The sequence below is a fragment of the Psychrobacter sp. Ps2 genome, assembly GCF_022129405.1.
Lineage (GTDB): Bacteria > Pseudomonadota > Gammaproteobacteria > Pseudomonadales > Moraxellaceae > Psychrobacter.
In genome coordinates, this window is record NZ_JADQAM010000055.1 from 52,083 (window position 1) to 73,475 (window position 21,393).

Sequence of the window (21,393 nt, forward strand, 5' to 3'; positions counted from 1 at the left end):
AGCGGCTGATGCAGAAAACTAATAGGAACGGTGATAAAAATGTTCGTTTATAAATACAATAAACTCACTAAGAAGCAATTAGAGATAGTCCGCCAAATAAAAAACTCAGAATTATTTGATGAAACTTGGTACAAAGTCCATTATCCAGATGTCGTGGAAAACAATTTTCACCCTATTATTCATTATGTGCTGCATGGTGATAATGAAGGTCGTGACCCTAGTCCTCACTTTAATACCGATATTTATAAAAGACATACAGGTATCACTGATAATAATAGTCTATACCACTATATAACTCACCCTGACAATCAAGAGTATGTTACTGAAAGCCAATTAGCACGTATCGATCAGGATGTGACACGACTTAAAAAAAGCAGCCTGTTTGATGCAGATTATTATTTGGACACCTATCCTGATATCGTAAATGCTGCAATAGACCCCGCTCTACACTACCTAAATAACGGCTGGAAAGAAGGCCGAAACCCTTCTAAGCTTTTCGATACAGGGTTTTATTTGTCAAAGTATCCTGATATCAGACAAGCTGGTGTCAATCCGCTCATACATTTTCTTCTTCATGGCGTTCATGAAGGTCGACAAACGTCCCCTGCGATATTTCATCAAAACCTATCTAAACTCTCGGCATCGTTGAGAGAGAACTACTTATTAATTAAAAGCAGTAATACCTTTGATCCTCATTTTTATTTGAATAAATATCCAGATGTTTTAAATGCAGGAATGGACCCGCTTACTCATTATTTACAGTTTGGGTCTTTTGAAAACCGTGATCCGAGTACTACCTTTAACAATCGCTATTATAAAGCTCAAATGACTCCTGATGAGGTTAAGACACTCAACCCTCTAGTCCATTATATAAAGGTTGGTCAAACTCAAGGCTACTCTACCAATGCTTTGAGTCAAACCATCCCCCAAGCGTTGGCAACGGGGCGATTTTTTGATGTCGCAGCTCAGCCAGATGCGCCAGGTACTATTGCTGTTATGGCTCATATGTATTACCCAGAGCTTAGCGATACCTTTGTTAAATACTTAAATAACATACCCTACCCTTTTGATTTATTGGTATCCACCGATACTGAAGACAAAGCCATTATTTTAAAGAAGACACTTAATAAAATTGACAACTTAGATACTCTAAACATTAAGGTACTACCCAACCGTGGTAGAGACATTGCTCCGATGATTATTGGCTTTGCCAAAGAGATGCTAGAATACGATTTTGCCTTGCATCTGCACTCCAAGAAGAGCCCCTATGGAAGCGCTTTATCAGGTTGGCTTGAGTATAGTCTTGATAATTTACTACATAGCCCCGTCTATATAAGTCATCTGTTGGATAAACTGGCGGATAAGAAGAAAAATATTGGGGCCTTGACTGCCTTGCCTTTCCCAGAGATTGTGGAACACATGCACTGGGAAAGCATGTTAGATTATGGAAAGAGCACCCTAACCAAACTTGGCATAGATGACAACATACTCAGTCACTTTGAGTTGCAGTTTCCAGCAGGCTCTATGTTCTGGTTTAGACCAAAAGCAATGGCTCCCTTATTCTCAGGTAAATTAAGCTTAGAGGACTTTGAGACAGAAGACAGCCAGATGAACGCTACCTTAGCACACGTTATTGAAAGACTGTTTCTTTACATTGCTGCAGATAGTGGTTATGACTTTGAGGTTATTCGCCCTGCCAGTCCATTTGAAGGTGCTACGCCATTCTTACTCAGTCATCAACATGAGCGAGGTTACCAAATCTCTCATGTTGATGAACCAATGGTATCGATCATTGTACCTGTTTATAACGAGTGGTCTTATACAGCAGATTGTTTGGCCTCTATACTTGCCTTTACCAATCAAGATGAAACGCCATACGAGATTATATTAGCAGATGACTGCTCAACCGATGAGACAGTCAACGCCAGCAAACATTTTAAAAACTTAATCATATCGCGCACACCCAAAAACCTAGGCTTCTCTGGTAACTGTAATCTAGGGGCAAGTAAAGCTCGTGGGAAATATCTTCTATTTTTAAATAATGACACCCAAGTTCAGCCTCATTGGCTCTCGAGCTTAACATCTGTTTATGAGAAGTACCCAGAGACACTCATCACAGGATCAAAGTTAATTTATGCTGACGGTAGCCTACAAGAGGCAGGTGGTATTGTTTGGGAGAATGCAGGCGGCGCCAACTATGGCCGTAATGATGACACACCTAGTAAACCTGAATATTGTTATATCAAACCTTGCGACTATATTTCAGGCGCAGCCTTAATGGTCACCCATGAGTTTTGGGCAAAGGTTGGTGGTTTTGATAAGTTATTTGAACCCGCTTATTATGAAGACACTGACCTATGCATGCAGGCGAGAGATAATGGTGGTCAGGTAGTTCTGCAGCCAGCCTCCCAAGTAGTTCACTTTGAGGGCAAATCGCATGGTACAGACACAGGCTCAGGCATCAAAGCTTATCAAGTTATTAATAAACAGAATTTTTTCGAGAAATGGGAAGAAACCTTAGCTCGTGAGCATACTACTGGTGCGCATATTCTTAATGCGCGAGAGCGCAGTATAGACAAGCCTGTTATCGCCATTATTGACTATCTATTGCCCGAATACGATCGTCACGCAGGTGCTAGACATACCTTTAACTATATCGAGCTTTTAATAGATAAAGGATATGTTGTGAAGTATCTTGCTTGCAAAGTAGAGAACTTAAGACAGTTACAATTTGCACGTGAGCTTGAGCAGATGGGTATAGAAACCTTTTACCCACCAGCACTCGGTGTAGAGTATGATTGGAATAACTGGCTGATTGGTACTAAAGGCTATGTGGACGCAGTTATATTAAATAGACCTCATGTGGCAGCATCTCATGTAGTAACGTGCCAAGAGCATCAAATACCAATGCTTTATTTTGTCCACGATATCCACTCTTTGCGTGAATACCGACAAGCGATCAATGCTGGAGATACAAAGCTAGCAGAGCTAATAAAACGAAATGAACCAAATGAAGTGAAGCTCATTGCCAGTATGGATTTTGCCTTTACGCCAAGCGAGTATGAAAAGCAGTATTTAAGAGATAAATATAAACTTGATAACGTGGGTGTCTTACCACTTTATATTAGCAAAGATATGAATCAGATCCCCACATATAATGAGGCACCAACTGGTCATGAAGTAACTTTTGTAGGTGGCATGAACCATAAACCAAATCAAGAAGCTGTTATTTGGTTGATAGAGTCGATATTGCCTCATATAAGTGACAATAGTATCATTATCAATATTGTCGGCCCAAACCCAAGTGATGAGATATACAAACTAAGTGAAAAACATCATAACGTTATTATTCACGGCGCGGTGTCTGATGATGAGTTAGATGCTATTTATCACCGCAGTCGTGTAATTGCTATACCTTTACTATCAGGCGCTGGTGTTAAAGGAAAGGTTATCGAAGGATTTAAGAATGGCATCCCTATTGTGTCGACAGCTATAGGCTTAGAAGGAATCAAAAATGTGGCAAGCATACTATCAGCTTACGACGAACCTGAACTATTTGCCGAGCAAATTGCTACTATCATGCAGATGAGTGATGAGCAATGGTTGCAGGCATCTACAAATATGCAAAACTTCTACCGTAGCAACTACTCATTTGATGCTGGCTGGCTGGCGCTTTTAGAAGGATTAAATAGAATATCCTTATCCCATCAAGAAGAAGGTCTGTAATGAAAAAGGTAATACTGCACATTGGGCGTCATAAATCTGGCACATCATCTCTACAAGGCTTTTTGCATACTAATAGCGATATTCTAAAAAACATGGGGGTTTTGTACCCTAATACTGGTCGAGGCAAACAGGTCGCACATCATCGTCTAGCTTCTTTCCTTGAAAGACCGGAACGCGATAGCAAAGAATATCAACAACTAAAAGCCCAACTAAAACGCGAGGTTAGAAACTTTGATAATATCATAATAAGCAGTGAAGGCTTTCAAAACTGTAGGGACTTAGACGGACTTCGCGATTTTTTTAGTGACTACCACTTGCATATTGTTGTGTACTTTCGTGAAATTTTAGACTACTTGCAAAGCGCTTATGCTCAAAGAGTACAAAACACTAATGAGTCTAGAGACTTCGAGCTTTATGCGGAACAGACTCAGCTCAATTATCAAGCCTTCTATAATAGGTGGGCAGAAATTGCAGACAGTATATCGGCACACTATTTTCATAGAAGCGCACTGAAGAATCAAGATATTATAGATGACTTTCTATCTATTTCAGGACTAGACTTGCAAAAACCAGAGAGTGGATTTAAGCAACTAGAAAGCGAATCAAATCCGTCTATAGGTGGCAATCTTTTATATTTTAAACTCCAGTATAATCGGCTTGGATACAGTTCAGATGCACCGCTATATCGAAGACTCTCAAAAATTGCTACGACTAACAAACCCCTCTTTGCAAATGGTTTTTTTATTGCTGATAGCGTCGCTACAAAATTACGTGAGTTATATCACGATAATAATCAATTCCTAAGTAACCGATGCACTACCTTAATAATGCGAGATTTCGCTGATAAACCAAAGTGTCCAAACACTGCTACTCTTGAGGAAGATTTAGAAACTATTATTCAGCTTATTCCTGAAAAAAAGCTGTTATTAAGTAAGTTTATTGACGAAAAGGTTGAGTAAAATGTCGAAAAGCACCAAGCTTTCTGAAATAGTATTAACTAAAAAAAATATTACACGCCCAGGTTTTTCCAACCTAGCTTTTGAAGAAGTAAAAATATTTTCAGAGGATGGCCCTCTATTTGATAGATTTAATAATATTATCGATGATTTGGTTGAAAGCAACTTGTCAAAACCGGAGTGTGAAGATTTACTCATCGCTAAATTGCAAGAGTACATATCCACCTATAGACCTTTTTCTCTGATTAGGCTTGGGGATGGAGAGGGTAATATATTATTTTGGTACTACAACTCTGTCAAATATCCATATTTGGCAAGTTACTGTATGTATTATATATTGGATATGATGTTCGGCAATAATGCACCAGAGGCCAAGCAGTGGGATACCTTTTCAGAGTATTTGATCAAAGCCATACTCAATGCAGACTTTATTGGCATACCAACTAAGGCTCAGCATAACCAGCAACTTCAGAACATCACAACTCTTCCTAAACAAGAGCTAAAACTTAGGGGGTCTACTGGTGTGGTTAGTGTGAGAGCGTCTCTTATGCAATTGCCCGCCTATACTCTCTCTCAAAAGATATTATGCCAATGGCATGTACATAAACAACTTGCACCCTGTCTACCTGAGCTATTGAAATATGCTCATAGAATATCCGTAATTACTTGTTATCCAAACCTACTATCTACGATGGAAAAAGCTTTTGCGATAAACCCAGGTAAAACCATTCTGATCCCTCCCCAGGCTTTAAATATTAGCTCAACACCTGAAAACATTCATTACCCGAATAGGTTTGAAGAAATTATAAACAGTGAACTTATTGATAATGTAGAAAATGGTGAGTTATTTTTAGTCAGTGCTGGGCTATTAGGAAAGTATTACTGCTCCGTAATTAAAGATCAAGGAGGGATGGCTATAGACATCGGTAGTCTAGCTGATGTTTGGTTAGGACAGTCTGTTAGAAACTATCATAAAAGTAGCTTTATTAATGAGAATAAAATTTGATAGATATGACTTAAAAGGATCGAAAATGCGTTACTTAATATCTCTAAAATATAATGATATAACTGTCTATGAAAATCCTTTCTTGGCTTAACTATAAAATCACCCCTCAAGTTAGAGCAGCAGCTTCTTTTAATTTTGTCGACACTGAACTAACCACGAGACAACCTACTATCTATCAATTGCTTTTTTCATCTTTTGAAAAAAGCCTACTATATGGTTTCTATTTTTTTGAGCTGGATGCGAAATGTGAGTGCTCACTAGGTTATTATAAAATTCATATTCAGTTGAAATCTGATAAATCGGTTTACTACTCACTACCAGTAGTTAGAAAAGGGAAGCATAAACGTCTGATATGGCTGCCTGAGTCTATTCAAGAAATCTTCTTATCATCTGATAAACCTTCAAAAACGATAGATGTATCGATAACAATCAATAAAGTTTCTCAAAATTTTGCAAGGAAAAAAATTCAGCAAAAGATAATCAAAAAATCAGAATATTCTAATGATGAACTGAAAGAGTTATCCTTTGAAGAGTGTTGGGAGCTATACGATACTTTCTTTCCTACTCATAAAAACCAGAGTAACTATATACAATGGATTAGATTTAAAGAGCCCAAACTATGGTTCCCCGTCATATCCGATACATTAGAGTTTCAAATCATCTTGATGGCACGTACTCCCTCGCAGCTTCGTAACTGTAAACAACTCATAAATCAGTTGATGCACTTTGAGACAAAAAATAAAGTCTTATTATTGAGCACCATTGCTTGTGACAAAAAAAGCATCCTAAATGAACATACTTCTGAAACCCTTGATGTGATAACGGTAAGTGTCGATAAAATTGTATACCGCTTAAACATTTTTCTAAGTGTTAACAAACCTTCACATTGTCTTTTCATCGACAGTACTCAAGCTTGCACACTGTCACCATATATCTTTAGCGAGCTAACTCATTATATAAAACAACAATCAAACTGTGAAATTATTTATTTTGATGAAGACCGTCTCTATAAAGAGCAAAGAGTGCATCCTATCTTCAAGCAAAATTTAAATATTGATCTACTCTATTCACAAAACTATATTGGCAATAGTTGCTACATCTCTTATTCTAGCTTTGTAAAACAATGTGGCTTTGACCCTGTACTCCAAGATTCATTTCTATATTATCATTATTTAAAAACGAGCCAACAGTCACCTCAAAATATTTTTCATATCCCTAAGATATTATTGCATAGGGTTTTGAGAGATAAAACAGATAGTACCGCAAGTACATATTCTCTAAGCTATGAAGGGCCTATAGAGTTGCAGCATTTTAGTAGCTTGCAATGCATTACACAGTTCTTTAAAACAGTAAACCCCAGTGTCACAATCAATGCAGGCATGCTTCCAAATACTCACCATATTATTTGGCCACTTCCACATAACCTACCTAAAGTAGCCATAATTATTCCTACTAAGGACAGTATTGACCTTGTAAAAACAGCTGTTGATAGCATTTTTGCCAATACAACCTATACCAACTATGAGATTATTATAGTTAACAACAATAGTGAAAAAGCCAGCTCTTTAGAATACTTTGAGCGCTTAGTATCACAACATACCAATGTGACTTGCTTGGACTACCCTTATCCTTTCAATTATTCAGCAATCAATAACTTTGCTGCCAAACATACCAGTGCTCCAGTGTTAGTATTCTTGAATAATGACGTAAAAGTCATAAGTGCCAACTGGTTAACAGAACTGGTACGCCAAGCTCTAAGAGAAGATATTGGCTGTGTGGGTGCTAAGCTATATTATGAGAATGGCCTTATTCAACATGCAGGGGTCATTATGGGCCTAGGACATGTGGCAGGCCACTCGCATCGATTTTTTGATCAAGACAGCGATGGTTACTTAGGTAGGCTGAAACAGGTTCAGAACTATTTAGCGGTCACTGGTGCATGCCTAGCTATTCGTCGTTCTGTCTTTGAAGAAATTGATGGGTTTGAAGAAGAGAAATTACCGGTTGCTTATAATGATGTTGACCTGTGTCTTAAGTCTTTCAAAAAAGGGTATCGTAATGTTTGGACTCCTTATGCAGAGTTATACCATTATGAATCATTATCTCGTGGCAAAGATACCACACCTGAAAAGAAAGCTCGATTCTTAAAAGAGGTGGGATATATGCATCACAAGTGGGATACCTATATTAAGAGCGACCCATATCACAACCCTAATTTTGCTGCAAATAAAGAAAACTTCACGGTCTAATGTGAGCCCATCGTTACTACTTTAGTTGGTTATAAAATGAATGAAACACTGTTTTTTATACATATCCCAAAAACTGCAGGCACTAGCTTAAGACACGCCTTGGAAAGGGAGTATCCTAATCGCTTATTAAAGGATTATGGACAAAACTCAGAAACAAGCGATGTTATTCATAATATCCGCAATAATGGCTTTGACTTTGAAAGCTATATAGAGACTCATAATGTTAAAGTATTTACAGGGCATACGAGACTAAAAACGAATAGATTCCACTTCCGATCTCAAAATATATTCTGTTTCATTAGGAATCCTATAGATCAAGTATTGTCTCACTATAGCCATCACACATATCACAACAATTATAGCGAAAGCTTAGAGACCTTTGTTACTGATAAACGCTATCAGAATGTTCAGTCAAAATATTTAGCTGGTTTGCCACTTCGTCAAATCGGCTTTATAGGTATGACAGAACAATATGCATTAAGCCTAGCTATGATTAATAAAATGTACAACTTAAACCTAACGGAACTCAATAGCAATAAAGGCATTATTAAGAAACCCGAGCCTACCACTGACGTTTACGAATTAATCAAAATAAACAATAAAACTGATTTCGATCTTTACGAAATAGCCCTTCATATGTTTGAGGAAAGAAAGGCTTTATTTAAGCAAACACAGCCTTGGACGTATGGCGATTCTTCTATCGAAAAGCTACGCATACATGGTTGGGCCTATACCATGGATAATGATGAGGCTGTTCACTTAAGTCTTTATATAGACGAAGAGCTCTTCCAAGAAATAACTGCAGACCAGCTTTTACTAAACATGAGGACCTTTGGTGTGCCACGTAACGGCTATGTTGGGTATGCTTGCAAACTACCTAAAGCTGCCTTTGCCGCAAAATCTACGATTAAAGTAGTCAACTCGACTACCAATCAAGTGATTAATACACATTACCTAACCTAGGTTAAGGTTAACAGCCACTTACTTCAAAAGATTAGCTAGCAAAAAGCCTCTATCTTAAGATAGAGGCTTTTTGTATATGATAACCAATGGTGGGGTGAGCTAAAACTTAGGTGCTTCTTCGAACGTAAGCCCCTTAGCGTCTTTATCTGAAAGTATTGGTTCAACACCTGCAGGCCAGTCAACTCCAATAGTGTCATCATTCCACATCAAAGAGTATTCATCACCCGGATTGTAATAGTCCGTGCATTTGTAAACAAACTCAGCTTGCTCACTGGTAACGATAAAACCATGGGCAAAACCAGAGGGAACCCAAAGCATTCGTTTGTTATCTGCACTCAGGTATTCACCTACCCACTGACCAAATGTCGGTGAGTCTTTACGCATATCAACAGCCACATCAAATACTTCACCCCGAACAACTCGGACTAGTTTCCCTTGTGGCTTCTCATGTTGATAATGCAAACCGCGCAATATATTTTTTGATGAACTGCTGTGATTATCCTGCACAAACTGGTAGTTACCACAGTTTTTTTCAAACTCTGATTGACGGAAGGTTTCCATAAAGAAACCTCTTTCATCACCAAATACAGGAGGGGTCATTAAAACCACATCGGGTATTTCTAACTTCTTATATTCCATAGCATTCAACCTTGATTACGCACTTATTTAATATTTTACCAATATTTTGTATAAGCAACTGTGCCAAAACGAGAGAGAGGTAAATTATTAGGTATTAGCTTTCAAGCAACTTTAATAAATACTGTCCATACTGCGTTTTCTTGAATTTATTACCTTCAGCTACAAGCTGCTTGTCATCGATCCATCCATTACGCCAAGCAATCTCTTCAAGGCTAGCTACTTTTAAACCTTGACGATGTTCAACAGTCTGTACATAACTACTTGCTTCAAGCAGTGAGTCATGAGTTCCCGTATCTAACCAAGCAAAGCCGCGGCCTAATTTCTCAACGTGCAAGTCTCCACGTTCTAAATAAGCATTATTGACTGAAGTGATCTCAAGCTCTCCACGATCAGATGGCTTAACAGATTTAGCGATTGAGACAACATCATTGTCGTAGAAGTAAAGCCCAGTTACGGCATAGTTTGATTTAGGCTCTGTAGGCTTTTCTTCAATCGAGATGGCTTTTCCATTCTCATCGAAATCAACCACACCAAAGCGCTCAGGATCATTAACCAAGTAACCAAATACTGTTGCACCATTTTTACGTTCAGCAGCTTGTTTTAGCTGTACAGAAAAATGTTGACCATGGAATATATTATCACCCAGCACTAAACAAACGGAGTCATCACCAATGAACTCCTCACCGATAATGAAGGCTTGGGCAAGGCCATCTGGATTTGGCTGAACTGCATAACTGAATTTAACGCCAAACCTTTCACCCGTGCCTAATAGTTTTTGATAGGCTGGCATGTCATCAGGCGTAGAGATAATCAGTATTTCAGAAATTCTAGCAAGCATTAATACCGAAATTGGATAGTAAATCATAGGTTTGTCATAAACAGGCAGTAGCTGCTTTGAAACACCCATGGTGATAGGGTGCAACCGTGTTCCCGAACCGCCTGCCAGCACAATACCTTTTGTCATAATTGCTTCAACCTTATTAATTTTATTTTCATTTAAAATACAGATAAACTTAATTTGCAGTTAAGCTATTTGTTCTAGCCACACCAATTTCACTCAAATCTCACTAAAAAAACCTAACTTTTATTCATTTCCAGCCATTCATCAAATGTTAAGCATAACTGACTTTGCCATGTTGGCATTGCTAGACCAAACGCTGATTCTATTTTATCGAGACTTAAGCGCGAGTTTAAAGGACGGGCTGCTGGTGTTGGGTATTCAGTAGACTCTATTTGACCCAGACCGTCTTCTTTTAAGGCTAACGTGACACCTTCTGCACGCGCTCTTTCAAATATCATTTGAGCAAAGCCATGCCAACTGGTGAATCCTCTTGGTGCTAAATGATAAACACCGCTCAATTTATTAGCATTGTTAGACGCCATAAACTTTTGAATACACAGTGAGGTGACCGTTGCAATCAAACGTGCTGGTGTTGGTGCGCCAATTTGATCACTCACAATATTAAGCGCTTCTCGCTCTTGACCCAACCTCAGCATACTGAGCAGGAAATTGTTGCCTCGAGCCGCATAAACCCAACTTGTTCTAAAAATCAGAAATTTTGAGGCAATACTCTCTACTGCTAAATCGCCTTCAAGCTTTGACCGACCGTATAAATTCTGAGGTCCTGTTAAGTCATCTTCTGACCAAGGTTTTTCACCATCACCAGGGTAAACATAGTCAGATGAGTAATGAGCCAATAGAGCATCATGCGTCACGCTTAGTTTTGCCAAAACCTCTGGTAAGTCTCTATTTAAAGCAAAGGCATTGTTCTCATCTGTTTCTGCCTTATCAACTGCCGTATATGCAGCAGCGTTGACAATAATGTCAGGCGCTAGCTCATCAATATGCTTATACACAGCATCAGAGTCTAAAAAGTCCACGTCACCACGACTGACTGTGATAATAGAACCCAAAGACTGTAACTGACGATGTAACTCAAAGCCAACCTGCCCTGTATGTGCAAGGAGTACTATCTTCTTAGCCATTATTTTTTCGCCAATTTGTTGTTGATGTCTTGGTAAGAGCCATCTTGGATAGACTGCCACCAAGTGGGATTATCCAAATACCACTGCACTGTCTTCTTGAGACCTGTGTCAAAGGTCTCATTTGGTGTCCAGCCAAGCTCTTTTTCTATCTTCGATGCATCAATCGCATATCGAACATCATGCCCTGGTCTATCAGTAACATAAGTAATCAAATCTTCGTAATTTGAAACACCTTCAGGCTTATTAGGTGCTAATACCTCAAGATGTTTACAAATCGTTTTGACAACTTCGATGTTCTGCTTCTCATTGTGACCACCGATATTGTAGGTTTCACCAATATCACCTGTCGTTGCCACTAAAACTAAAGCGCGTGCGTGATCTTCAACAAACAGCCAATCTCTAATTTGTTTGCCATCTCCATAAATCGGTAAAGGCTTTCCTGCTAAAGCATTTAATATCGTTAGTGGAATCAACTTTTCAGGAAAATGATAAGGACCATAGTTGTTTGAACAGTTCGTTATCAACGTCGGCAGTCCAAATGTACGCTGCCAAGCTCTGACAAGGTGATCTGAAGAAGCTTTACTTGCTGAATATGGACTGCTAGGTGCATAAGAAGTCGTTTCAGTAAATAAATCATCGGTCCCTTCTAAATCACCATACACCTCATCTGTTGAGATATGGTGGAATCGAAACCCAGCTTGCTTATCATCACTCAAACCTTGATAGTAAGCTCTAGATATCTCCAACAGGTTATAGGTACCTATAACATTGGTTTCAATAAATTCTTTTGGACCGTCAATAGATCTATCAACATGACTTTCAGCCGCTAAGTGCATAATAATATCTGGCTGAAACTCATTAATAACAGACTGACACTTCTCAAAGTCACAAATATCTGCTTGAACAAACTGATAGCGATCAGAACTTTCAACATCACTAAGAGATGCCAAGCAGCCCGCATAAGTTAGCTTATCTAGATTTAACACCGTATGATCCGTATCATTTATTAGATGTCTAACTACAGCTGAACCAATAAACCCTGCACCACCAGTAACTATAATTTTCTTTTTCATAATGTATCTAATTTATAAGCCATTTACTGTATAAAAAAACCGCATTTTAATAATCGAAGTTGAACTTACTATTATTATCATGCGGCTCGGTTTCTATTTAAATTGTAATTATGTTTCTTTAATTACTTAGCAGAAGCACCTTTCAGCTCAACTTTGGCACGGTCTTCTTTTGCAATCGTTGCATAGTAGTCGCGAAGAATCTGTAATACTTCTGGGCGGCTAAAGTTCTCAGGAACCTCTTCATCTTCAGACAATGCTTTACGCAGCTTGGTTCCTGACACTTTAATATGCTGATCTGCATCGTGTGGACATGTCTTGGTAGATGCCATTGATTGGCAAGCATTACACCAGAAAGTCCAATCAATTTTAATTGGTTTGGTCTTCAGTGCATTTTCTGGAATTTGATCGAAGATATCTTGAGCATCAAATGCGCCGTAATAATCACCTACACCTGCATGATCACGTCCTACGATTAGCTCTGAACAACCATAGTTCTGTCTAAATAAAGCGTGCAGTAACGCCTCACGAGGCCCTGCATAACGCATATCTAATGGATAGCCAGACTGAATTACCGTATCTTTTTTGAAGTAATTATCAATTAGAGTTCCAATCGCTTCTTGGCGTACTTCTGCAGGAATATCACCTGGTTTTAATGCACCAAGTAGCGAGTGAATCATCACGCCATCACAAATTTCAACTGCAATTTTAGCTAGGTATTCATGTGAACGGTGCATTGGGTTACGTGTCTGGAAAGCAGCAACTTTCTTCCAACCTTTTTTTGCAAACTCTTCACGTGTTTGCGTTGGTGTCATATAGATACCAGCATACTCCGTTGGGAACTCGCCTTGGCTGAACACTTCAACACGACCTGCCAAATTTACATCAGCTTGTTCCATGACTTTTTTAACGCCTGGGTGGTCAGTATCTGTTGTACCAAACACTGTTCTGCATTCATGCTCTTTATCAATGGTGTACTTCTCTTCAAGCGTTAAGATACCCATGATTTCGCCATCTTCGGCTTTCAGGGCAATTTCATCACCAATCTCAAAGCCTTCCGCTTGCTCTGAACTGGCTGATAATGTGATAGGAATTGGCCAGAATAGACCTTCATTCTCCCCTGATTTCAGCTCCATGTCATCACAGACACCTTGCCAATCCGCTTTGTTCATAAAGCCGTCTAGAGGAGTGAAGCCACCAATACCAAACATGATTAAATCACCACGCTCACGTGAACTCATTGTAACACTTGGTAATGTCTCTGCTTTTTTCAAAGCATTTTCTAGCATTTCGCCTTCTAGCAAAAGAATATTTAGGGCTGGGCTACCATGTGGCGTTACTAAGTTATCAAGAGCTTGTTCGATATCGTTCGACATAGATTACTTCCTTTTTTGAGGTTAGATATATGATTTGAAAAACTTGTAGACTATAACTTATAGCAATTAAAAAACCACGAAATCTATTATAAATGACTTAATTTCAATTAGAAAATACTTGTTGAGTTGCTTCGGACATTCCTTAAACATGACTCTAGTAAAAACTATGATATATAATAACCATTGGGATTCATGCTCTGCCAACGCCATGTATCTTGACACATATCATTAATTGATAACTCAGCTTGCCACCCTAATAACGTTTTTGCTTTATCGGCACTGGCATAACAACTCGCAATATCACCTGCTCGACGACCTGTAAACTGATAGGGAATAGCTTGTCCAGATACATCAGAAAATGCAGATACCAATTCTAATACAGACGTACCTTTACCAGTACCTAAGTTAATAGGTAAAAAGCCTACTGAGTATTGTTGTGTCGTACCACTTTCGTTTGGTCTGGTTTGTTCCTCTAAATAACCGAGGGCAGTCACATGACCTTGAGCTAAGTCAGTAACATGAATAAAGTCACGGACACCTGTTCCATCGACAGTAGGATAGTCATTACCAAAGATACTGAGCTTATCAAGTTTGCCCACGGCCACTTGAGAAATATAAGGCATCAAGTTGTTAGGAATATCATTGGGGTCTTCACCAATCTGTCCTGATGGATGCGCGCCTACTGGATTAAAATACCTAAGAGCAATCAGATTCCAGCTGTCATCAGACACAGCTAGGTCTTCTAATATGTATTCGACAACAAGTTTACTTTGTCCATAAGGATTGGTACAAGAACGCTTCGAGCTCTCATCGATGGGTAAGTATTCAGGATCACCATAGACAGTGGCAGATGATGAAAAAACTAAATTCTTCACGTTATATTCTGCCATAACTTCTAATAAGGTAATGGTACCGCTGACATTGTTATTATAATACAGCAATGGCTTTGCTACTGACTCTCCAACGGCTTTTAAACCAGCAAAGTGAATCACGCCAAAGAATTCGTGCGAAGCAAAGACTTCTCTCAGTAACTCAGAATCTCGTATATCCCCTTCAATAAACTCAATTGTCTGTCCAATAAGAGTAGAGACACGGTCAATCGCTTCACGGCTACTATTAGATAAGTTATCGTATACAACAATATCATAGCCTGCTTCATGTAGTGCTATACAAGTATGCGAACCGATATATCCAGCACCACCAGTAACTAATATTTTATTTTTCATACTATCGACCCATTATTCTATCGACCCATTATTTTTCGCAGCAGGCATTCGTTTTTATTCGTAAATGTAACTATACTGGGAACTATAAAACATTGCGAACATAAATGTCTTAATAATTTATATCCGATCTTCTTTTATCTACCTAAGCCGTCCATCACATCATGAAATTTAATGCTTACATCCGACCACTATTATCGGGCTATTATAAACATTCCTGCCATTCAAAACAGCGTTTGGCGTTAGTCGTTGGTATGCTACCTTGGCGAGATATGGTCGGCGAGTGGGTGTTTGAGTCGGCACATGTACAAATACAACGACACTTTGATGAGCGTTATTTTCATCGATGGCTCAAACCTTTTATCAAGCGTGTAAATCCTGTTATCTATATTTGGGGTTATAAGGCTCCTGATTACTTTATTGAGTATGTCCGCGCCCAAGGTGTAGACATTTTTTTCCTAGAAGATGGTTTTATCCGTTCAGGTCCTGAAGATGATAGTAGCGCGCCACCATTATCCATTGTAATGGATAGTCAAGCACCATATTTTGATACCACCCGCCCAAACGATCTGACCGACCTCATTGCAAATTTTGACTTTGAGCAGGATAACTATGATGAAGTATTAGCACAAGAGATACTCGACTACTATGTGTCGCATAGAGTGAGCAAATACAATCATCAATCTTATGTCGATGTCACACCAATATATGGTCCTAAGAATAAAGAACGTATTCTGGTATTAGGCCAAGTACCTCATGACGACTCACTGAAATACGGTGGCGGTAAGGACTTTACTTTACTCGATGTAGTGAATAAAGCGATTAAAGAAAATCCTGACGCTCAAATTATTGTAAAACCACATCCAATGACGTTAGGTGACCACTCTATCATTCGTACGCTCACTGAACTAGATTGCCTGATCCTCACCCAATCTATTCATTTGGTCGATGCATTAGAGACTATCGATCATGTCTATACGATTACTTCACTAGGTGGATTTGAAGCATTGCTTCGAGGCATAGAAGTTACCACACTAGGACAGCCGTTTTATAAAAATTACTGCTCAAATACATCAGAACTAAAACAGCAAATAGACAAACACAAGATATTCTATCTAATAAATAATTATTACTAATTTTTTTGCAGATAACCGCTATTCATACTGGAAAAGCCTTATTTGTAGTAATGTTCTAACATATCCATCAAGCGCTGATGATAATCAGGAAGCTTGTTTGAACCCGCACTGTGGAAATCGTTAGCACAAAAAGAATGCGGAGATACGTTCAATTTTTTCATCTTAAGTAACTTCTCATAACGAGTAACTGCATGTCTTGAACGTATATTAAAATAATAACAAACATCTACCTTTTCTATGGCTTTGGCTTCACAATATAATAACCAAGGTACTAGAAAAGAAGCCATATTAATGTCATTGACCCCTCGGAATTTATTAGGTAAAAAAGATTCTATGTCTTTTTTAAATAAGTTCCATGCCTTCTCATAACCAGATTTTTTCAATGGGAAGTAAGTATGAACAAGAGGATTTTTTATACTGTAAGAATAATGTCTCTGTAATAATTTAATACTATGTAAAGAGGCCTTTAAGGTAGGTGTTTCGACACCTTTTTTCTGCATATTATATAAATTCTTAGTTGAAACGAATAACGAACTAATATTATTGGCAGAGAAAAAATGTTCTTTGGGTAGCTCTCTTGCGACAAAAACATCATCGTTGAAATAAATAAAATTTTCTGACAAATTAGGGATACGATAGAGGAACGCTTCAATCACATGTGAATTAAATGTTGGAAGATACTGTGAATCGATAATCTCCGTATGATCAATGACGGTAACACTCTTCACTTTATTCAACCAAGTCGGTATTTGGTTATCAGTAATAATATATATATTTCTGACCCAAGGAAGATATTTCTTAACAGCCTTGACTGAATAAAATAACTCGTTGTGATTATCAAAGCGTGCACTATCGGTGGCATACTGACCTAGATTTATATTTCCCCTACTATCTTTATGTTGTTCATACTTTTTTTGCCATACTTTATCAGTGTTATCTACCCAAGTAAATACAACATCTATAGACATATCGCTAGGCATGTCTACAGTGTTAATATTAGAGTATTCTACGAATGCAGTTTCTACCGCTTCGTCTACACCAAGTTCAGTATTAGCAACTGGGTAACGTTTATTGAAATAATCTCTAAAAAAAATACCTGGATTATTTTTCAATTTTCTAAATTTGCGCTTGTATAACTTCATTGTAACCATATCCTTTCACACATACTCTTCAGCTATTTACTAATAGACATTATTTGTTTTAATAAAAAAGCTAGGCTTAAGCCTAGCTTTTTTATTATCAAACTATAGCTCAAATAACATTTCTTAAATCGTTAAGTTTAGCCCAGTTTTCCGAACTACTATAATTTGGATAAATAGAAATCATACCCTTATAACAGTATTTAGCTAGCTCTACATCTTCTACTAATAGCGAAATCTCACTAATTAAATTCCAATATTCATAAGGATCACTATTATTAGGTTTTGAAGCTTTCTTGTAGGCTTCATCTAGACAACCCAAGCGGTAGCGTGCCAATGTTAGAAGATAATTAATAGCTTTATCATTGACTAACCCATATGTTTCTGCTGCTAGAATAACTTCTGTCCATTTCAACTCTTTCGTTAGTTGCTCAATATGAGTTATTTTGATCTCTTTACAGTCTGGATAAATAGACAAAAGTTTATTTACAGTCTCTCTAATTTTTAATCTATTATCAACATTAGTAGATACCTCTAAGAGTTGTAGCGCATATGGTAGTGCTAGCAATTCAAGGTCATCGTTTACTGCTTTCAAATACTGATAGAGACATTCATTGTATTTTTTACAGGAAAAAGCAAGCAGAGCAGTTTCTATACGACACCTTGCATTGTTCCTTGTATGGGTCTCAAACTTTACTATATTTCTATGTGCTTGATCGTAGTCTTTAATTTTTCGATACGCTTGCGCTAGCAAAATTTCAAGCTTATATACTGTTAGTTCACACTCTCTGAATGTTGGGATCCTTGTTTCTAAAAATAGAATTAACTCTTCCCAACTTTTAATAACTTGTAGATGCCATGCCTCTAATACAATTAACTGTACTTCACTTAACATTACTGTAGAAATCTCGTTTTTCAAACGAATGAATGCATCGACCTCACCTTTTTCGGCATAGCATTGCAATTGAATTAAAAGAATTTCAACATCTGAAGAGTTTATTCTTTCTAATAGAGATATTGCTTTATCCCAATCCGCAACAGAAAACGCTATTCTAGCTTGCCAATAATACTTTCTCATAGGTTCATTTTCAGCTTTACTATCAATGTATTCTAATATTTCTGAAAATCTATTAATCCTAAAGAGTGATTCCAACCATATATTTTCCGCCCATTTATTACCTTCGTCACTTGCATTATCTATAAAAAACTGACTACGAGATACTGATAAATCCCATTGTTCAGCTTCAAAAGCTTGTTGAGTAAAGCTTGTAAGTATACCTTGATTAATCTTATCACTTGGATTATCAAGTGAAATTATTGATTCATAGATTCGCTCGCAATTCTTACCATCTCTAAATGGGAAGGTATCAAGCATCCTACTTCTGTAGGGTTCTGCTGGTACACAATCGCTCTTGAGAGCAGACTCTAAACTATTTAATAGCATTTTTTCAGTGGTAACTACTGGGCCAAACCCATCTTCTTCGTAAGAGAAGTAACCTCCTCTATAGTGTTCACCAAAGAATCTATCACGGTCAAACTGGTAATAAATTACAAGTTTTTGGATAAATGCCATATCAAAAGCAACACTCGAATAATCTGTTATCATCAACTTCGAAGTTGCAAACATATTTTGCAAGCCCTTATCATTGAGACTTTCATACTTTATATAGGATCTATTAGGAAAAAAACACTTGAAGTCTTTGATTTCTTCATGCATTACAAATACGATCTTATAATCATACTTTTCTAATAATGCTTCTGTTTCTAAAGAACTAAGAAAATTAGTCCATTCATTAAAGTATTTAGTTTCTATAAAGTTTTCACTTTTTAACCAAGTTCTCCAAGTAGGCATTACAAATATTGTTTTATCATCTTTAACATCATTATTTAGCCTTAACAACTTATCATGTCTAGGTAGGCCACTAAGGAGTACTTGATTAGAAGTAAGGTTATATTCTGTATGGTTATCAGCTATAGAATGATACTCACCATGAGTTGAAGTTACCATTAAATCTATATGTTTAGTATTGACAACATTTGCATTATTGTTAGCAATAACACCATGCTGCAACCATATATTTTTCTTTTGTGATAATGCTTCTAAGCCATGTTCTATAAAAAAGTTCCATACAAAAAGATGAGAACTTAAGATATATTTACATCGTCTCAGCTCGTTAACAAATCTATCACTTCCATAATCAATCAGATTAAACCCTTCGCTATCCAACCTTGACCAGTCTTCACAATTCTTATCAAGTGCAAAATATATCTCTTGGTCTGGATGGTTACTTTTTAAAAATCTGTAGAAATGTTCTGCGTTATCATCTGCTTTATTAATCCTATCTACAATAACCCAAGAATCCTTATGGTTCTCAAAAACTGTTCGTTTTTTCATATAAGCAACTAGATTTGATACAGAGTCACCTCCCGTTACCGACTTAGTAAAAGCTGTTAAATTCACTAATTTACCGTTTACCCTAATTTCAAGAACATCATTTAGTTCGGTATACTTTAACAATAGACGTCTTTCGTAGAAAAACGAATCTCCTAAAAAATCGTATTTAACTATTTTTTCTTCTATTGGAATGGTATCAATATTATTAATACTAAAATTAATAGAGTCGTTCAAAAAATACGTGAAGAAGCTAATACTTATTTCATTCGTGTATGTATTTATTCTATTTGTATAAAAGTAGCTGATAGGATGTCTAACGCTTTTATAATAACCAAGTAATCCAATCCTATTTTTAGTAAGCATGTTAGGAAGATTGTAAGAAAGGATTGTATCCTCTTCTATATAAGAAAATATCTCCGCTAATAATCTTTTAAACTTATCTATTTCAAAGCTCTCAAGTAAATCAGCATGGTTTTCTGCATTAACTAACCTACGAAAGTAACCTATACAATGAAATAAAGCCGTATTCTGTACATAATTCGGTACATACCCCATGTTTCGTTTAGTTAAAGCTAAAGCGCTCAATACACCGTACTCTAATGTATCTAGAAAAAGCCCTTTATTCTGCCAAGAAGTACTCATTAGAGATGAAGAATCTTCACGCTGCCTATAGTAATATATAGATTCTTTTAGAAACCCTACCTGAACTTTAGGGTACATAGATAATATCTCAATATTAAACTTACAATCTTCAAATGAGGGTTTTACTCTTTCATCAAAGCGTATTCCTAAATTTTGTATCATGCTAACGTTATAAATCGTTGTTGCTGAAGATAGTATGATATTTTTTCCAAAATTTTCAGTATTAAAAACTTTAGTTTTGTTGTATCTAAACTTTAAAGGATGATTGTCTTTGATTAACCCACTTTCTTCATAGAAATAGTTCATATTACAAGAGACAATTCTACATTCACTATTCTGCTCTAAGAAAGTATCTATTTCAGAAAAATAATTATTACTAACAAAATCGTCAGGATCGATAAATGTGACGTAATCAACTCTTGAACTATGGTTTTCTTTTAAATATGATAACCCATAGTTCCGTGCGCTTGATGCCCCGCCATTTGACTTGCTTAGATAGACAATATTTTTAGGATACTTTTTCTGCCACCTTCTGATAATATTCTTGGAATTATCAGTTGATCCATCATCTACTAGTATAAGGGTAATATTCTTTTTGAAACTCAATGACTGATTGACTAAGCTTCTGAAATACTCTTCAATATAGCTTTCTACATTGTAAACAGCTGAAACAACCACAAATTGATTCGAACCAGTATGCTTGATTGGTATTTTACTTTTAATTTGTGGAACTCGTTTCCTGATAGAGCCATCTATGAAACCAATAGGATCATTTCTTAATTTCCTCAATCGTCTTATATAGATCTTTTTATCATGTTCTTTGATAGGTAAATTGTTGACTATATTCTCGTCAACAATTTCGACTAATTTCTGTATTTTCTTCATTT

General features: G+C 37.1%; 14 protein-coding genes. 6 read left to right on the plus strand and 8 right to left on the minus strand.

The annotated features are described in order from the left end of the window. The first annotated feature begins 39 nt into the window (after window positions 1-39). From I3254_RS08540 to I3254_RS08560, 5 genes are all read left to right on the plus strand, one after another. The gene (locus I3254_RS08540) at window positions 40-3,726 is read left to right on the plus strand and encodes a rhamnan synthesis F family protein (protein ID WP_238052535.1); all 3,687 of its coding nucleotides are present in this window, start codon (window positions 40-42) and stop codon (window positions 3,724-3,726) included. Next, complete coding sequence (locus I3254_RS08545) at window positions 3,726-4,685, plus strand: hypothetical protein (protein ID WP_160021416.1); 960 nt, start codon at window positions 3,726-3,728, stop codon at window positions 4,683-4,685. Before I3254_RS08540 ends, I3254_RS08545 begins: the two co-directional genes overlap by 1 nt. A 1-nt stretch (window position 4,686) precedes the next feature. Then, entirely contained in the window at window positions 4,687-5,688 is a 1,002-nt protein-coding gene (locus I3254_RS08550; RefSeq protein ID WP_160021415.1) for a hypothetical protein, read from the plus strand. A gap of 68 nt (window positions 5,689-5,756) precedes the next feature. Next, window positions 5,757-7,937, plus strand: coding sequence for a glycosyltransferase family 2 protein (locus I3254_RS08555; protein ID WP_238052537.1), 2,181 nt, complete (start codon window positions 5,757-5,759; stop codon window positions 7,935-7,937). Between the two features lie 36 nt (window positions 7,938-7,973). Then, a complete protein-coding gene (locus I3254_RS08560) occupies window positions 7,974-8,900 on the plus strand; it encodes a sulfotransferase family 2 domain-containing protein (protein ID WP_238052538.1) in 927 nt (308 codons plus the stop codon). A 99-nt stretch (window positions 8,901-8,999) separates the two neighbouring features. Here the strand turns inward: I3254_RS08560 and rfbC are convergent, their stop codons facing one another. From rfbC to galE, 6 genes are all read right to left on the minus strand, one after another. After that, window positions 9,000-9,539 carry a dTDP-4-dehydrorhamnose 3,5-epimerase gene (gene rfbC, locus I3254_RS08565; protein ID WP_160021412.1) on the minus strand — a complete coding sequence of 180 codons (540 nt, stop codon included), beginning with the start codon at window positions 9,537-9,539 and terminating at the stop codon, window positions 9,000-9,002. 94 nt (window positions 9,540-9,633) lie between these two features. After that, a complete protein-coding gene (gene rfbA, locus I3254_RS08570; RefSeq protein WP_238052541.1) occupies window positions 9,634-10,503 on the minus strand; it encodes a glucose-1-phosphate thymidylyltransferase RfbA in 870 nt (289 codons plus the stop codon). A 113-nt stretch (window positions 10,504-10,616) separates the two neighbouring features. Continuing rightward, window positions 10,617-11,525, minus strand: a complete 909-nt coding sequence (rfbD, locus tag I3254_RS08575; protein WP_160021410.1) for a dTDP-4-dehydrorhamnose reductase — start codon at window positions 11,523-11,525, stop codon at window positions 10,617-10,619. After that, the gene (gene rfbB / locus I3254_RS08580; protein WP_160021409.1) at window positions 11,525-12,598 is read right to left on the minus strand and encodes a dTDP-glucose 4,6-dehydratase; all 1,074 of its coding nucleotides are present in this window, start codon (window positions 12,596-12,598) and stop codon (window positions 11,525-11,527) included. The genes rfbD and rfbB overlap by 1 nt, the downstream gene beginning before the upstream one ends. Window positions 12,599-12,720: 122 nt before the next feature. Continuing rightward, complete coding sequence (gene sat / locus I3254_RS08585; protein WP_179799702.1) at window positions 12,721-13,971, minus strand: sulfate adenylyltransferase; 1,251 nt, start codon at window positions 13,969-13,971, stop codon at window positions 12,721-12,723. Between the two features lie 164 nt (window positions 13,972-14,135). Next, a complete protein-coding gene (galE, locus tag I3254_RS08590; protein ID WP_238052542.1) occupies window positions 14,136-15,197 on the minus strand; it encodes a UDP-glucose 4-epimerase GalE in 1,062 nt (353 codons plus the stop codon). 161 nt (window positions 15,198-15,358) lie between these two features. On the opposite strand from galE, the gene I3254_RS08595 reads away from it, so the two are divergent. Continuing rightward, window positions 15,359-16,330 carry a hypothetical protein gene (locus I3254_RS08595; RefSeq protein WP_238052543.1) on the plus strand — a complete coding sequence of 324 codons (972 nt, stop codon included), beginning with the start codon at window positions 15,359-15,361 and terminating at the stop codon, window positions 16,328-16,330. A gap of 38 nt (window positions 16,331-16,368) precedes the next feature. Here I3254_RS08595 and I3254_RS08600 read toward each other — a convergent pair whose 3' ends face one another. Together I3254_RS08600 and I3254_RS08605 are read right to left on the minus strand one after the other, a co-directional pair. Continuing rightward, window positions 16,369-17,472, minus strand: a complete 1,104-nt coding sequence (locus I3254_RS08600) for a stealth family protein (protein WP_238052544.1) — start codon at window positions 17,470-17,472, stop codon at window positions 16,369-16,371. A 109-nt stretch (window positions 17,473-17,581) separates the two neighbouring features. Then, entirely contained in the window at window positions 17,582-21,391 is a 3,810-nt protein-coding gene (locus tag I3254_RS08605; protein WP_238052545.1) for a CDP-glycerol glycerophosphotransferase family protein, read from the minus strand. Window positions 21,392-21,393 lie beyond the last annotated feature (2 nt).

Bases quoted from the DNA above. Each gene is read 5' to 3' on its own strand.
- I3254_RS08540 (WP_238052535.1), top strand. From the start codon at position 40: ATGTTCGTTTATAAATACAATAAACTCACTAAGAAGCAATTAGAGATA.
- I3254_RS08560 (WP_238052538.1), top strand. From the start codon at position 7,974: ATGAATGAAACACTGTTTTTTATACATATCCCAAAAACTGCAGGCACT.
- I3254_RS08600 (WP_238052544.1), bottom strand. From the start codon at position 17,472: ATGAAGTTATACAAGCGCAAATTTAGAAAATTGAAAAATAATCCAGGT.
- I3254_RS08555 (WP_238052537.1), top strand. From the start codon at position 5,757: ATGAAAATCCTTTCTTGGCTTAACTATAAAATCACCCCTCAAGTTAGA.
- I3254_RS08595 (WP_238052543.1), top strand. From the start codon at position 15,359: ATGAAATTTAATGCTTACATCCGACCACTATTATCGGGCTATTATAAA.
- rfbC (WP_160021412.1), bottom strand. From the start codon at position 9,539: ATGGAATATAAGAAGTTAGAAATACCCGATGTGGTTTTAATGACCCCT.
- rfbD (WP_160021410.1), bottom strand. From the start codon at position 11,525: ATGGCTAAGAAGATAGTACTCCTTGCACATACAGGGCAGGTTGGCTTT.
- I3254_RS08545 (WP_160021416.1), top strand. From the start codon at position 3,726: ATGAAAAAGGTAATACTGCACATTGGGCGTCATAAATCTGGCACATCA.
- galE (WP_238052542.1), bottom strand. From the start codon at position 15,197: ATGAAAAATAAAATATTAGTTACTGGTGGTGCTGGATATATCGGTTCG.
- I3254_RS08550 (WP_160021415.1), top strand. From the start codon at position 4,687: ATGTCGAAAAGCACCAAGCTTTCTGAAATAGTATTAACTAAAAAAAAT.
- rfbB (WP_160021409.1), bottom strand. From the start codon at position 12,598: ATGAAAAAGAAAATTATAGTTACTGGTGGTGCAGGGTTTATTGGTTCA.
- sat (WP_179799702.1), bottom strand. From the start codon at position 13,971: ATGTCGAACGATATCGAACAAGCTCTTGATAACTTAGTAACGCCACAT.
- rfbA (WP_238052541.1), bottom strand. From the start codon at position 10,503: ATGACAAAAGGTATTGTGCTGGCAGGCGGTTCGGGAACACGGTTGCAC.
- I3254_RS08605 (WP_238052545.1), bottom strand. From the start codon at position 21,391: ATGAAGAAAATACAGAAATTAGTCGAAATTGTTGACGAGAATATAGTC.